Annotated in this window: 12 protein-coding genes; 6 read left to right on the forward strand and 6 right to left on the reverse strand. The window is 71.9% G+C overall.

Annotated features, from left to right (window positions below):
* Positions 1-27 precede the first annotated feature (27 nt).
* The 3 genes from ELQ39_RS03800 to ELQ39_RS03810 all read left to right on the forward strand — a co-directional run bounded on the left by ELQ39_RS03800 (position 28) and on the right by ELQ39_RS03810 (position 2,612).
* Positions 28-867, forward strand: coding sequence for an alpha/beta fold hydrolase (locus ELQ39_RS03800; RefSeq protein ID WP_242590992.1), 840 nt, complete (start codon positions 28-30; stop codon positions 865-867).
* Between the two features lie 15 nt (positions 868-882).
* Positions 883-1,392: a GbsR/MarR family transcriptional regulator gene (locus ELQ39_RS03805; RefSeq protein ID WP_242590993.1), complete on the forward strand. Its 510-nt coding sequence runs from the start codon at positions 883-885 to the stop codon at positions 1,390-1,392.
* A gap of 176 nt (positions 1,393-1,568) precedes the next feature.
* Positions 1,569-2,612, forward strand: coding sequence for an amidohydrolase family protein (locus ELQ39_RS03810; RefSeq protein WP_225639974.1), 1,044 nt, complete (start codon positions 1,569-1,571; stop codon positions 2,610-2,612).
* Positions 2,613-3,008: 396 nt separating this feature from the next.
* On the opposite strand, the gene ELQ39_RS03815 is transcribed toward ELQ39_RS03810, so the two are convergent.
* A complete protein-coding gene (locus tag ELQ39_RS03815; RefSeq protein ID WP_242590994.1) occupies positions 3,009-3,650 on the reverse strand; it encodes a superoxide dismutase in 642 nt (213 codons plus the stop codon).
* A gap of 97 nt (positions 3,651-3,747) precedes the next feature.
* Between ELQ39_RS03815 and ELQ39_RS03820 the strand changes: the two genes are divergently transcribed.
* Positions 3,748-4,350, forward strand: a complete 603-nt coding sequence (locus ELQ39_RS03820; protein WP_242590995.1) for a GNAT family N-acetyltransferase — start codon at positions 3,748-3,750, stop codon at positions 4,348-4,350.
* Positions 4,351-4,572: 222 nt separating this feature from the next.
* Here the strand turns inward: ELQ39_RS03820 and ELQ39_RS03825 are convergent, their stop codons facing one another.
* On the reverse strand, positions 4,573-5,553 hold the full coding sequence (locus tag ELQ39_RS03825) for a ferric reductase-like transmembrane domain-containing protein (RefSeq protein WP_242590996.1): 981 nt from the start codon (positions 5,551-5,553) through the stop codon (positions 4,573-4,575).
* 225 nt (positions 5,554-5,778) lie between these two features.
* Here ELQ39_RS03825 and ELQ39_RS03830 point away from each other — a divergent pair, with 225 nt between their 5' ends.
* Complete coding sequence (locus ELQ39_RS03830) at positions 5,779-7,599, forward strand: glycoside hydrolase family 3 protein (RefSeq protein WP_225628381.1); 1,821 nt, start codon at positions 5,779-5,781, stop codon at positions 7,597-7,599.
* Positions 7,600-7,683: 84 nt separating this feature from the next.
* Here ELQ39_RS03830 and ELQ39_RS03835 read toward each other — a convergent pair whose 3' ends face one another.
* Positions 7,684-9,135 (reverse strand): endo-1,4-beta-xylanase, encoded by a 1,452-nt coding sequence (locus tag ELQ39_RS03835; protein WP_242590997.1) that lies wholly within the window; start codon positions 9,133-9,135, stop codon positions 7,684-7,686.
* A gap of 418 nt (positions 9,136-9,553) precedes the next feature.
* On the opposite strand from ELQ39_RS03835, the gene ELQ39_RS03840 reads away from it, so the two are divergent.
* Complete coding sequence (locus ELQ39_RS03840) at positions 9,554-11,023, forward strand: non-reducing end alpha-L-arabinofuranosidase family hydrolase (protein ID WP_242590998.1); 1,470 nt, start codon at positions 9,554-9,556, stop codon at positions 11,021-11,023.
* Positions 11,024-11,106: 83 nt separating this feature from the next.
* Here ELQ39_RS03840 and ELQ39_RS03845 read toward each other — a convergent pair whose 3' ends face one another.
* From ELQ39_RS03845 to ELQ39_RS03855, 3 genes are all read right to left on the reverse strand, one after another.
* The gene (locus ELQ39_RS03845) at positions 11,107-11,718 is read right to left on the reverse strand and encodes a TetR/AcrR family transcriptional regulator (protein ID WP_242590999.1); all 612 of its coding nucleotides are present in this window, start codon (positions 11,716-11,718) and stop codon (positions 11,107-11,109) included.
* A gap of 62 nt (positions 11,719-11,780) precedes the next feature.
* A complete protein-coding gene (locus ELQ39_RS03850) occupies positions 11,781-12,497 on the reverse strand; it encodes an ABC transporter ATP-binding protein (protein WP_242591000.1) in 717 nt (238 codons plus the stop codon).
* A complete protein-coding gene (locus ELQ39_RS03855; RefSeq protein ID WP_242591001.1) occupies positions 12,494-13,621 on the reverse strand; it encodes an ABC transporter permease in 1,128 nt (375 codons plus the stop codon). Before ELQ39_RS03855 ends, ELQ39_RS03850 begins: the two co-directional genes overlap by 4 nt.
* Between the last annotated feature and the right edge of the window lie 159 nt (positions 13,622-13,780).

Raw genomic sequence — 13,780 nt, forward strand, 5'->3', positions numbered from 1 at the left:
CGCCGGCCGCGACGAGGAGTCCGGACGATGACCGGCCCCGCGAGCCGGACGGTCGCCGGGTCCCGGGTCGAGGAGACGGCGCACAGCCTCGAAACCTCCGGTGCGCGGCTGCACTACTGGACGGCCGGCGCGGCGGACCGTCCGGGAATCGCCCTCACCCACGGCGCCGGGGCCGACCACCGCATGTTCGATCCGCAGATCCCGGCCTTGGTGGACGCGGGCTACCGCACCCTGCGCTGGGACGTGCGCTACCACGGGGCGTCCGCCTCCGGCACCGGCAGGTTCCGTACGGTCCACGCGGCGGACGACCTGGCGGCGCTGCTGGACGCGGCCGGGATGCCGCGGCCCGTAGTGCTGCTGGGCCAGTCCATGGGCGGCAACATCGCCCAGGAGTATCTGCGCCGGCGGCCCGAGGAGGTCTCCGCGCTGGTGGTGATCGGCTCCACGTCCAGCACCCTGCCCATCACCCGGCGCGAACGGCGCAGGCTGGTCCTCTCGCGCCTCCTCATGCGGCTGGTCCCCTTCGGCCGGCTGACCCGGTCGATGGCGCGGGCGTCGGCGACGACTCCGGAGGCCCGGGAGTATCTGCGCGAGGCGTTCACGGCGAACGGGCGGCGTTCCTTCCTCACCACCTGGTACGGCATGACCCGCGCGATCGACCCTTCCCCCGGCTACCGCGTGGAGAAGCCCGAGCTGCTGCTCTGCGGTGAGCACGACGGCACCGGTAACATCCGCTCGGCGATGGAACGGTGGAGCGAACGCGATCCCCACAGCGAGTTCCATGTGATCCCGGGGGCGGGACACGTCGCCAATCTGGACCGTCCCGACGAGGTCAACCGGCTGACCGTCGCCTTCCTGAAGGCCTGAGAACCCAACGAGACCATGACTGACCACGACGACATCACTCCCGACGCGGATCCCCTCGGCGCCCCCGGCTCCGAGGGGATCCGCGACGCCGAGGCGTCCCTCATCAGCGAGATGGGCTCGCTGATGGAGCGCTGGGGCCTCCCGCAGGCCACCGGCCGCCTCTTCGGCTACCTCCTGCTGCGCAACAAGCCGGTGGACCTCGACACCATGACCCGCGAACTGGGCCAGGCCAAGAGCGGACTGAGCGTGGCCGCCCGCCAGTTGGAGGCATGGGCCCTGGTGCGGCGCTCCACCCGTCCCGGCAGCAGGCGGATCGACTACGAGGCAGTGGGCGACCTCCACCACCTGCTGCTGGTGAACAACGCCCACATGCGCAAGTTCGCCGAGACGCTGAGCTCGGGCGTCCCGGTGGCGCGCGGCGAGGCGCGGGAACGGCTGGCGTCGCTGGCCGAGTTGTTCAGCGGGTACGTGGAGCAGACCGAGGCGCTGGTGGCCGACTGGGAGGCCCGCCGCGCCGCCCCCTGAGTCCGGCACGGCCGCCCACGGGCCGGTGGCGCGCCGCCGACCTGACCGCTTCCTCTTCCGGACTCCGCTCGATCGAAGTGCGGCCTGTGGCATCCAACCCTGACTCCCGGATTCCCGACTCCCGCCCCTTCCTCCCGACTCTCGCCTCTCGCCTTTCGCCTCTCGACGGAGTGATCGTGAACGTGTCGTCCGGCCTCGTGCCGAGCAACGGAACAGCGGCGGCCGGCGCCGCGGCGGGCCCCGCCGCCCCGAGTCGCCCGCCGGTCGTCGACGCCTGCTCGCTGGTGTACGACGACGCTGCCTGGCGGGTGTACCTGAACCGGCTGGGCGAGAACGCCCCCGAGTACCTGGACGTCTTCTCCGCCTCCTTCTGCCGGTACTTCGACGCCCCGCACAGCGCGTACCGCGACGCGCTGGCCGTGTGCTGGCAGGACGCGGTGGATGTGCTCCTGCCCCCGGGCCGGCCCCCCTTCGACCTGGCCGCGCATCTCGCGGACCGGCGACAGCAGGGCGTGACAGCAGAGTTCGCCATGGGCTCGGCGGAGCGGCTGCCGGACGGCCGGACCGTCAACGAGTGGCTGCTGGAGACCGTCCGCGACGTACGCGACCGGATCCATGTCTGGGCGGGGATCTCCCTGCGTGACCCGGCCGCCGCACTGCGGGAACTGGAGCGGTCGCTGGCGGCGGGGGCGACCGGACTGTGCGTGATCCCCTTCCTGGACGGCACCGATCCGGCCGATCCGCGGTTCGCGCCGGTCTGGGACGCGGCGGCGTCGGCGCGGCTGCCGGTCTGGCTGCACACCGGTCACCACTTCGCCCGGAGCCACCCCAGTGGCCTCGGAAGCTGGCGCACGGTCGAAGCGCTGGCGGGCCGCCATCGCGAGCTGCTGCTCGTCGCCGGGCACGCGGGCTGGCCCGATGTGCGCGAGACGCTGCTCACCGCTGCCCGGCATCCGGGGGTTTACCTGGAGTTCTCCTCGCACCGGCCCCGGCACATGCCCAAGCCCGGATCGGGCTGGGAGCCGCTGCTCCACCACGCCCGGGGGCCGGCCCGGGACCGGGTCCTGTTCGGCACCTCGACCTGGGTCAATCCCGGGCCGACCGGGTCGCTGGCGGACGAGCTGACCGCGCTCGGGCTGCCGGACGACGTGGTCACCGCCTGGCTCGCGGGCAACGCCGGGGCGCTGGTCGCCCGGTCCGCCGGAGCGCACCCGGGCTGAGCGATCCGGCGGCCGTCACCGCTGACGCCTCGTCATGTCCTCCCTCGTCCGGGACTTCTCGGCGCCGACGACCCATCGTTCCCGTGCAGCGGTTCGCCCACCCGCCCGGCACCGTCTCGGCCGCCGTCCGTCACGGCATGCCGCGGTGCAGCGCCGCGGCCGAGGAGGCCGCCGTTCCTCCGCCGCCTCGGCGCGCACGCCTCCGGCCGTGCCGTCCCGCGGCGCCGGACAGGAGTGGGGACCCGTCCGAGCGCGTTCAGGACGGGCGTGCGGGGGTGGACCCGCACACGCCGGAGGGCCTCCGGCCGGCATGAACCGGCCGGAGGCCCCCTCGTGCCGCCTGCAGGTGAAGGGTGAGAAGACGATCACGAGCAGGACGTCGTGCGGCCCCCGCGGTCAGGGGTTCAGCAGCAGCACGTCGGTGCGGGCCTTGGCGGCCTCGTAACGCTTGGCCACGTCCTGCCAGTTGACGACCGCCCACATGGCTTCGATGAAGTCCACCTTCTGGTTCTTGTACTGCAGGTAGAAGGCGTGCTCCCAGGCGTCGAAGACCAGGATCGGGGTGGAGCCCTGGCCGACGTTGCCCTGGTGGTCGTAGACCTGCTCGACGATCAGCCGGCCGCTCAGCGGCTCGTACGCCAGGACGCCCCAGCCCGAACCCTGGGTGGTCGCCGCGGCCTTGGTGAGCTGCGCCTTGAAGCCGGCGAAGGAGCCGAAGGACTCGGCGATCGCGTCGGCGAGGTCACCGACACCGTCGGCGGCCAGGGGCTCGCCGCCGCCGTCGCCGGTCATGTTGTGCCAGTAGATCGAGTGCAGGATGTGGCCGGAGAGATGGAAGGCCAGGTTCTTCTCCAGGCCGTTGATCGAGCCCCACTGCTCCTTGTCCCGTGCCTCGGCGAGCTGCTCCAGCGTGTCGTTGGCCCCCTTGACGTACGCGGCGTGGTGCTTGTCGTGGTGCAGCTCGATGATCTCCGGACTGATGACCGGGGCGAGCGCCGAGTAGTCGTAGGGCAGCTCCGGGAGCGTGTACACCGCCATGTCCAAGATCCTCCGACGTCATTGCGAGCACTGTGCAGCTGCTCGTTCTTATTGCACACTGGTTGCAACAACATAGCATTGGCAGAAGGGGGCGCCCATGAAGCTCGGGAATGGTGGTGGCCGCCTGACGACCGCCGACATCCGTGTGCACCGGGACGCCGGGATACTCGCGCACACCGAGTCACTGCGTTCGGTGTACGTCGACGCCTTCTGCGCCCCGCCCTGGCACGAGGACGAGGCGCGGGCGACCGGGTTCGTCTCCCGGCTGTCGGCGGACGTGCGGCGTGCCGGGTTCACCGCCGCCACCGCCGTGTGCGACGGGGAGATCGTCGGTTTCGCCACCGCGTGGACCACACCGGCGCCCTTCCCCACCGACCGCTGCTATCCCCAGGCGGCGGCCGGCCTCGGCCGCGACCGCACCGCCGACTGGCTGTGCGGGGGCCGCGAGATCGACGAACTCGCCGTCCGGCCCGCCGCCCACGGCACCGGTCTCGCGGGCCGGCTCCTCGAGGCGGTGACCACGGACGCGCCCGAGGGGCGGGCATGGCTGCTCACCTCGGTCCGCAACGGACGGGCCCTGGCCTTCTACCGCCGCCACGGGTGGACCCAGGCCACCCACCCCTCCCCCGGCGGCAAGGGCATCGTCGTCTTCCTCGGCCCGCGTCACCCGGCCCGGTCCCTCGCCCCGCTCCCCCTGTGAAACTCCGTCCGGGTCGACGACGCCGCCGTCCCCCGTCCACGCCCGGCACACTGTTGGGTCTGGCCGACCGCGTCGACGCCACGCGGAGCGTGTCGCGGCCCGGCGCGCCCCACCTCGGGCTGCCGTCGCTGCCCACGGCCGTCGGGCGGCCCGCGGTCACCCCGCTTCGCACCGTTCGGCGCGCGGTGGCGGAGACAGCGGGTCCGGCAGACGCGTCCGCCGTCAGTCCGTCTCCTGGGCGTGGGGGGCCGTCGCGGGCGGATGGGCGGGACGGTCCCGTCCGCCGTCACGGCCGGACACCACCACGACGACCAGGCCGATGACGACGGCTCCGGCCAGTACCCGTCCCGCCGCCCGCAGCCACCATCCCGGCCGGGCCGCGCCCCCGCCGGGAGTGCCCAGCCGCTCGGCCCGCCGGGCCGGCCGCAGCAGACGCATCAACAGCAGGACCGCCACCGGCAGTTGGAGCAGCCACAGAACGGTGCGCGGCCACTCCCCGTACCAGACGTTGGTCCCGTACAGGAGTGTGTGCCACACGCTCAGCACGTACACGACGATCACGAAACGGTGCAGCCGGCGCCAGGTGTTCGCCCCGATGCGGTGCCGGACGTAGAACAACAGCCCCAGCGGGATCGCCAGGTACAGGGCGCCCTGTCCGATCGGGATGGCGATGCGGCCGGTCCCGGAGTCGTACCAGCCCGGCACGAAGGTGTCGGCGAAGGCCACCCACAACCGCTGCGCCCAGTCCACCTGCGTCTCGTAGCGGACGAGTTCCGCCGCGAACATCAGCGCGTGGGCGGACATCAGCGCCGTCGTGGTCAGACTCGTGGTGCGGTGCCAGCGCTCCAGCACCTGGCGGGAGACCGGCAGCCGGGCGGGGCGCGGCCCCGACAGCAGCAGTCCGAGCACGACCGTGCCCCAGGCCCACAGCAGGGCGGACCAGCCGAACGCCTGGCTGAGCAGGTACATCCAGTAGGTGCCGGGATCGTCCATGAACGGCATGACCGCGACGGTGTCCGAAGCCCCCGACTCCATACGCGCCCACAGGAGGGCGAACACGAGCGCGGTGACCACCACCGCCGCCGTGGCGTCGGGCAGGGCGGCCCGCAGATCGCCGCGCAGCGCGACGCGTTCACCGGGAGACCGTCGCCTTCCCGTCGGGGCCACCACCCCGTCTTCGTCCGGCCTCGTGTCTGACGTCATCAGGGCCTCCCGGGCACGGGCCACCGCGGCAGCGGTGCGCATGGGGCGTGAGGCAACAAGTCTGGCCGACGAGGGAGCGATCTCCAGAGGTGACAACCGGCCAGAGCCGTTTTTGTCTAGACCTCTTGTCCCGCCCCTCCCCCGCGGGCTACGTTGCCCGCTGATCCGAGCCCCACGCGCCCCCTTCAACTCCCGTGCCGCAACGGCCGGAAGGAGCATGCCCGCATGCAGAGCCGGAGTCTGTCCAGGCGGTCCGTCCTCGCCTCCGCGACCGTGGTCGCCGCAGGGGTGACCGGCCTCGCAGCGGGCGCCCCCGCCGCCGCGCACGGCCGCGACAAGCGCCTGCGGAAGATCGTCGGGAGCATGAGCCTCGAGGCCAAGGTCGGCCAGCTCTTCGTGCCCTACTTCTACGGTGCGTCGGCGACCTCCCCCAGCGAGGCCGACCAGGAGCGCAACCTGCGGGAACTGGGCGTCCGCACCGTCGCCGAGCTCGTCGCCAAGTACCACCTCGGCGGGGTCATCCTCTTCTCGGGCTGGACGAACAACATCCACGACCCCCGTCAGGTCGCCGAGCTGACGAACGGTGTGCAGAGGGCCTCACTCGCACTGCCCACCCCCGTCCCCTGCCTCATCTCCATCGACCAGGAGCACGGGGCCAACGTCCGCATCGGCAGCGGCGCCACCCAGCTGCCGGGCGCGATGGCGCTCGGGGCGGGCGGCTCGCTGTCCGACGCCCGGACCGCGGGACGCATCTCCGGTACGGAACTCGCCGCCCTCGGCATCCACCAGAACTTCGCGCCGGTCGCCGACGTCAACGTCAATCCGGCCAACCCCATCATCAACATCCGCTCCTTCGGCGCCGACCCCGGCGAGGTGGGCCGCATGGTGGCGGCCCAGGTGACCGGCTACCAGCGGGCCGGCGTCGTCGCCTGCGCCAAGCACTTCCCGGGGCACGGGGACACGGGGCAGGACAGTCACACCGAGCTGCCCGTGATCACCCACACGCGCGAGGAGTGGGACCGTGTCGACGCCCCGCCCTTCCGGGCCGCCATCGCCGCCGGCGTCGACTCGATCATGACCGCGCATCTCCAGGTTCCCGCGCTCGACCCCAGCAACGACCCGGCCACCCTGTCGCCCACGATCCTGCAGGGAGTGCTGCGCGGTGAGCTCGGCTTCGACGGGGTGATCGTCACCGACGCGCTCAACATGGCCGGCGTGCGCACCAAGTACGGCGACGACCGCGTGCCCGTGCTCGCGCTGAAGGCCGGGGCCGACCAGTTGCTGTTCCCTCCGGACATCGACGTCGCCTACCACGCCGTCCTCGCCGCCGTCCGCGACGGGGAGATCACCGAGGAGCGGCTCGACGAGTCGGTCCTGCGCATCCTCCGGGTGAAGGACAAGGTGGGTCTGCTGGACGGCAGCCCCTTCACCTCGCCGCGGGAGGTGGACCGGGTCGTCGGCGCCCGCTCGCACCGGATCGCCGCCGACCGGATCGCGGAGAGGACCACCACTCTGCTGGTCCACGAGGACCGCACGCTCCCGCTGCGGCGCGGACAGCGGAAGCTGCTCGTGGTCGGCGCCAGTCCGGCCTTCCCCACGGACGACACCCGGAGCACGGTGCCCGAACTGGCCGCCGAGTTCGAGGCCTTGGGTTTCCGGACCACCCACCTCGTCACCGGCCGTACGCCCGACGCCGCCGCGATCGACGCGGCCGTGGCCGCCGCACGGGGGCGGGACGCGGTGGTCGTCACCACCGACAACGTCGGGCCGGCGAGCGCCCAGCGCACCCTCGTGTCCCGGCTGCTCGCGGCCGGCGTCCCCGTCGTCCATCTCGCCGTGCGCAACCCGTACGACATCGCCCACCTCGACGGCGTCCGGGCCTCCCTCGCCTCCTACTGCTGGACCGAGGTCGAACTGCGCGCCGCCGCGCGCGTGATCAGCGGCCGGGTCGATCCGCGCGGCACGCTGCCCGTCCCGGTCCAGCGCGCCGACGACCCGGCGCGGGTGCTGTTCCCGGCCGGGCACGGTCTGTCGTACCGCCGCTGACCGCTCCGGCGGCGAACGGAGGACGGTCGTGAGGGCCACCGCCCGTACGAGGCGGTGACCCTCACGGTCATGAGGACGGGTGGATCACACGCGGGACCAGCGCTGGTTGCTTCCGCCCCCGCAGCTGTACAGCTGGATCTGCGTCCCGTTGGCCGTGCCCGCGCCGACCGCGTCGAGGCAGCGGCCGGACTGCACGCCGACGATGGTGCCGTCGGAGTTCAGACGCCACTTCTGGTTGTCGCCACCCCAGCAGCTGTAGATCTGGACCTTGGCGCCGTTTCCGGTGCCGGCCGCGTCCAGGCACTTGTTGCCGTAGACCCGCAGCTCACCGGAGGAGGTGAGCTCCCACTGCTGGTTGGTGCGGCCGTTGCAGTCGTACAGCTGGACCTGCGTGCCGTCCGTGGTGCTCGCGTTCGGCACGTCCAGGCAGCGGCCCGAGCCGACGCCCTTGATCGCGGTGCCGTCACCGGGCTCCGGGTCGGGGTCGCCACCGCCGCCGTCGCCGGCGTTGAGGGCGTTCAGCACGGCGTTGTACGCCTGCTTCTTGCTGCCGTCGTTGTTGAACAGCAGAGGGGTGTCGCTCGAACGCCAGGAGTCCATGTCGCGCACGCCCCAGACGGTCACGCCGAGGCAGCGGGAGACGGCGAGGCAGTCGTTGACCACGGCGGCGTAGGTGTTCGGCGAGGCGCCCTGGATGTCCAGCTCGGTGATCGCCACGTCGACACCGAGGGCGGCGAACTCCTGCAGCGTCGTGCGGAAGTTGGAGTTGTACGGGCTTCCGCTGTTGAAGTGCGACTGGAAGCCGACGCAGTCGATCGGCACGCCGCGCTGCTTGAAGTCCTTCACCATGCGGTACATGGCCTGGGTCTTCGCCCAGGTCCAGTTCTCGACGTTGTAGTCGTTGTAGCAGAGCTTGGCGGAGGGGTCGGCGGCGCGCGCGGTGCGGAAGGCCACCTCGATCCAGTCGCTGCCGGTGCGTTCCAGGTTGGAGTCGCGCCGGGCGCCCGAACTGCCGTCGGCGAAGGCTTCGTTCACCACGTCCCACTGCGCGATCTTGCCCTTGTAGTGGGCCATCACGCCGTTGATGTGGTCGATCATCGCCTGGCGCAGGGCGCTGCCGCTGAGGCTCTGCATCCAGCCGGGCTGCTGGGAGTGCCAGGCGAGGGTGTGACCGCGCACCTGCTTGCCGTTCTGCACGGCCCAGTTGTAGATGCGGTCGGCGTTCTGGAAGTTGAACTGCCCCCGCTGCGGCTCGGTCGCGTCGATCTTCATCTCGTTCTCGGCCGTCACCGAGTTGAACTCGCGGTTCGCGATCGACGCGTACGTCGAGTCGCTGAGGCGGTTCGCGGCGATGGCGACACCGAAGTAGCGGCCGCTCTGCGCCGCGGCGGCGCCGAGGGTGCTTTCGGCGGCCTGGGCCTGGGGCGGCGGTGCGGCCACCGCGCCGGCGAAGCCGAGGGCGCCGACGAGCAGCGCGGGCAGCAGGGCGCGGAGCTTCGGCCGGCCGGCCGATCTGGGGAGGGCGTGAAAGCCCATGACTGTGCCTCCAAGGCAGGGGAGAGGGACTCACCGTGCACCGCACCGCGGCTCTGGTGCGGCGTCGTCACGCACGTGGCGTGCGCGACTTCGAGAACTCGCCGGGTACGCGGGACTCACGGGATCCGCGGGGCGAGCGTGTTCGATGAATCGAACGGTGGTCGGTTTGCCAAACAGATGGTGGAGGGTTGATGACGACCCGTCAAGTCCCTCGACGGAAACAGTTTCTGCCTCTGTAGCGAATGTTTCGAATCGCCACTCGGGCCGGTCACAGACCTTGACCGGCCGCTCCCGGCTCCCTAGCTTGTGGCGTCACGTGGCCAGGATTGATCCGAAACATTCGACACGTTCGATCCGGTGCGACTGCCGCTCCCCCCCTGTCCGGCGACACCTCACCCCCACCTCCAGGAGGTTCAACATGTGGCTCCGCCACGCGTTCCCGGTCCGTCCGAGACGCCTGCTCGCCGTGCTCGCCCCCCTGTTGCTGCTGGCCGCGTTCGTCGGCGCCCAGCCGGCCGAGGCCGCGACCGTGGACACGAACGCCTCGTACGTGCTGGTCAACCGCAACAGCGGCAAGGCGCTGGACGTCTACAACCTGGCCACGAACGACGGCGCCCGGATCACCCAGTGGGCGAGGAACGACCAGGCCCAGCAGCAGTGGCAGTTCGTCGACTCCGGCAACGGCTACTACCGCGTCAAGTCCCGCCACTCCGGCAAGGTGCTCGACGTCCACAACTGGTCCACCGCCAACGGCGGGTCGATCGTGCAGTGGACCGATCTGAACGCCGCCAACCAGCAGTGGCGGCTGGCCGACAGCTCCGACGGCCACGTCCGTCTCATCAACCGGAACAGCGGCAAGGCGCTCGAGGTGCAGGGCGCGTCCACCGCCGACAACGCCAACGTCGTCCAGTACGACGACTGGGGCGGCACGAACCAGCAGTGGCGGCTGGTGAAGGTCGGCGGTTCCGACAACCCCGGCGCGTGCCAGCTGCCGTCGAGCTACAGCTGGTCGTCGACGGGCGCGCTGGCGCAGCCCCGCTCGGGGTGGGTGTCCCTGAAGGACTTCACCGTCGCCCCCTACAACGGCAAGCAGCTGGTCTACGCGACCACGCATGACACCGGGACGCGGTGGGGGTCGATGAACTTCGGTCTGTTCGGCGCCTGGTCGGAGATGGCCTCGGCACCTCAGAACGCGATGAACAGCTCCACGGTCGCGCCCAGCCTCTTCTACTTCGCGCCGAAGAACATCTGGGTGCTGGCCTACCAATGGGGCGGGACCGCCTTCTCGTACCGCACGTCGACGGACCCGACGAACCCCAACGGCTGGTCGTCCGAGCAGGTGCTGTTCTCCGGGAGCATCTCCGGTTCCTCCACGGGCCCGATCGACCAGACGCTCATCGGTGACGACAGGAACATGTACCTGTTCTTCGCCGGCGACAACGGCAAGATCTACCGGGCGAGCATGCCGATCGGGAACTTCCCCGGCAGCTTCGGCTCTAACTCGACCGTCGTCATGAGCGACACGACGAACAACCTGTTCGAGGCGCCGCAGGTCTACAAGCTGAAGGACCAGAACCGCTACCTGATGATCGTCGAGGCGATCGGCTCCCAGGGCCGGTACTTCCGCTCGTTCACCGCGACCAGCCTCGACGGCACGTGGACGCCCCAGGCGGCCACCGAGAGCAACCCCTTCGCCGGCAAGGCCAACAGCGGCGCCACCTGGACGAACGACATCAGCCACGGCGAGCTGCTGCGCACCAGCGCCGACCAGACGATGACCGTGGACCCCTGCAACCTGCAGCTGCTGTACCAGGGCCGCAGCCCCAACTCCGGCGGTGACTACGGCCTGCTGCCCTACCGCCCGGGTCTGCTGACGCTGCGGCGCTGACCGGGCCGTACGACAAGACCGTTTCCGAGGGGGAGCCGGTGCGGCGGTCCGGGCGTGAGGCCCGGACCGCCGCACCGCTGCGCTCAGCGCCCGCCTTCCGGGATCTCCTCCGTGCCGTCCCGAGCCACGAGGCAGCGCCGCACCAGGGCCAGGGTGCGCCGCGTGACGGTCTCCAGCGGGGCGCCGGACTCGACGGCCGCGAGGGCCGTGTGCAGCATCCCGGCGATCAGGTCCGCCGTGAGCTCCGGCTCCGGGGTGCCGAGCTCGCGGACGGCGGCGCGGAACGGCTCGACCTGCTCCCGGTGCAGTTCCGTCAGGCGTTCCAGACAGGCGGGCGGGAGGCCCGCGTTCATGAGAGCGGCGGCCGGGCGGTGCGCGCCCTCGGCGCCGAGGCGCAGGCTCTCCCGGAAGAACGCCTCGACCCGCTCCACCGGACCCCGCGCTGCGGCGGTCGCGCGGGTGAGGGCCTCGTTGGAGCGCCGGAACGCCTCCTCGGTGACCGTGGCCAGCAGGGCAGCCGAGGAGTCGAAGTACTGGTAGACGCTGGAGCGGGCCAGACCCGCGCGGGCGCCGACCGCCGCGGGGGTGACGGCGGCGGCGCCCTCGGCGACCAGGATGTCGATCGCCGCCCCGATCAGCGCCTCGCGCTGCTGCGCGCGGTGTTCGGCGACGGTTGAGGCGTTGATCTTCGGCATGCGGGCGGAGCTCCTGGGGGAAGGACGGTGCCGGGGGGTGAGGCGCCGGCCGCCGTCCCCGGTCAGGACAGCCGGCCGTCGACCATCTCGTGCACCCGGTCGGCGGCGTCCATTATCGCCGTGTCGTGCGTGACCATGACGGTCGCGGTGCCGTGCCGGTGGGTCTGCTCGGCGATCAGCCGGACGGCCTCGGCCGAGCGCACCCGGTCCAGGGCGGAGGTGGGCTCGTCCACCAGCAGGACGGCGGGCGAGGTCATCAGCGCCCGGGCCAGGCCGGCGCGCTGGCGTTCGCCGCCGGACAGCTGGTGCGGGCGGGACCCGGTGCGGTGGGCCAGGCCGACCGCCTCGATGAGCTCGTCGGCCCGGTCGCGGGCGGCGGCGTCGAGCCGTCCGTCGATGTGCAGGGGCAGCAGGAGCTGTTCCCGGACGGTCAGGGACGGGAGCAGGTTCGACTGCTGGAAGACAAAACCGATGTGGCGCCGGCGGGCCGCGGTGCGCTCCTTGTCGGACAGGGCGGTCAGTTCCGTGCCGGCGATGTGCACCGTGCCGGAGGTGGGCCGCTGAAGGCCGCCGGCGACGGCGAGGAGGCTGGACTTGCCGGAGCCGGACGGGCCCACGACGGCGACGAAGTCACCCGGCGCGACGGCCAGTTCGACGTGGTCGAGCGCGGTGACTGCGGTGTCGCCGTCACCGAGGGTGAGGCAGACGTCGTGCAGGCGCAGCCCGTCGGTGCCGGCGTCGTCCGGGGTGGTCCGGTGATCGGTGGAGGGCGTGGTCATCGGGTGGCTCCCAGGGCGGTCAGGGGGTCGACGGCGGTGATACGGCGGACGGCGACGGCGGCGCCCACGGCCCCCAGGCCGATGAGCAGGCCGGCGGAGGTGGCGATGGCGGGCGCGGACAGGGAGAACGGTGCCTTGCCGATCATCGCGCCGCCCAGGGCCAGTCCGACGGCGGTGCCGGCGGCGGTGGCGACGACGAGGACGGCGACGACCTGGGCGAGCGCGTCGCGCAGGATGTAGCGGGTGGGGGCGCCCAGCGCCTTCAGCAGGGCGATCTCCGGCTTGCGCTGCACGGTCCAGACCGTGAAGAAGGCGCCGACGACGAGGGCGGAGATGGCGTACAGGAAGCCCTTGATGAGCGCCATGGTGCTCGACTCGGCGGTGTAGCCGGGGGACGCGCCGTAGGTGGTCTCCTTGTCGTCGGCGCGGGTGCCGGTGGCCTTTTCGACGGCGGTGACGTCGGCGCCGTCCTCCAGGGTGAGGGCGACGGCGGTGGCCTGGCGCTGCGCGGCCTCGGGCAGCGCGCCGGGCAGGCCGTAGTGCAGGTGGCGCCAGGTGTCCAGGTCGGCGTAGGCGACGCCGATGTGGCCGTAGGAGACGGTGTCGTCGACGAGGCCGGTCACCGTGAGCCGGACCTCGCTCTTGTCGGCGGTCAGGACGTCCCCGACGCGCACGCCCAGGTCGGCGATCTCCTGGGTGATGACGATGCCGCCACCGCCGTCCTTCAGTCCCTTCCCCTCGTCGGGGCTCGGGGCCAGGGGCGAGTCGGGCTCCATACCGAAGACGGCGAGGTTGACCTGCTCGCCCTTCTGCCCGCCCTGGGCCACCTGCGCGTTGACCAGGGTGTTGCCGAACGGCTCGGCGCGCACCACGCCGGGGGCCTCGGCCCAGGCCTCCCAGTCCTCCTGCTCCACGGTGGAACGGGAGAACTGTTCGCCGGTCGCCTTCTCGTCGAAGGCCACGTGGGTCACGGGCAGCGCGCGCAGGCCGGAGATACCGGCGTCCGCCAGTCCGGAGGCGAGCGCCGAGAGGAGGACGCCGAGGACGGCGATGAGGGCGACCACGGCGACCATCAGGGCGAAGCGGCCGCGGGCGAAGCGCAGATCGCGTAGGGCAAGGAACACGGGAACTCCGGGCGACGGGGGTGAGGGGGCGCTGCGCCGGGCGCGCACGCCCTTTACTCGTACTTGACGACACGAGCGTCGGCATCCTATCGAATGTTGCCGACACGCGTGTCGGCACCTTTCCGCACCCCGGCCCGCCCCTCCCGGCCGATCTCACGC

The organism is Streptomyces sp. GB4-14 (assembly GCF_022696125.1).
Lineage (GTDB): Bacteria > Actinomycetota > Actinomycetes > Streptomycetales > Streptomycetaceae > Streptomyces > Streptomyces werraensis.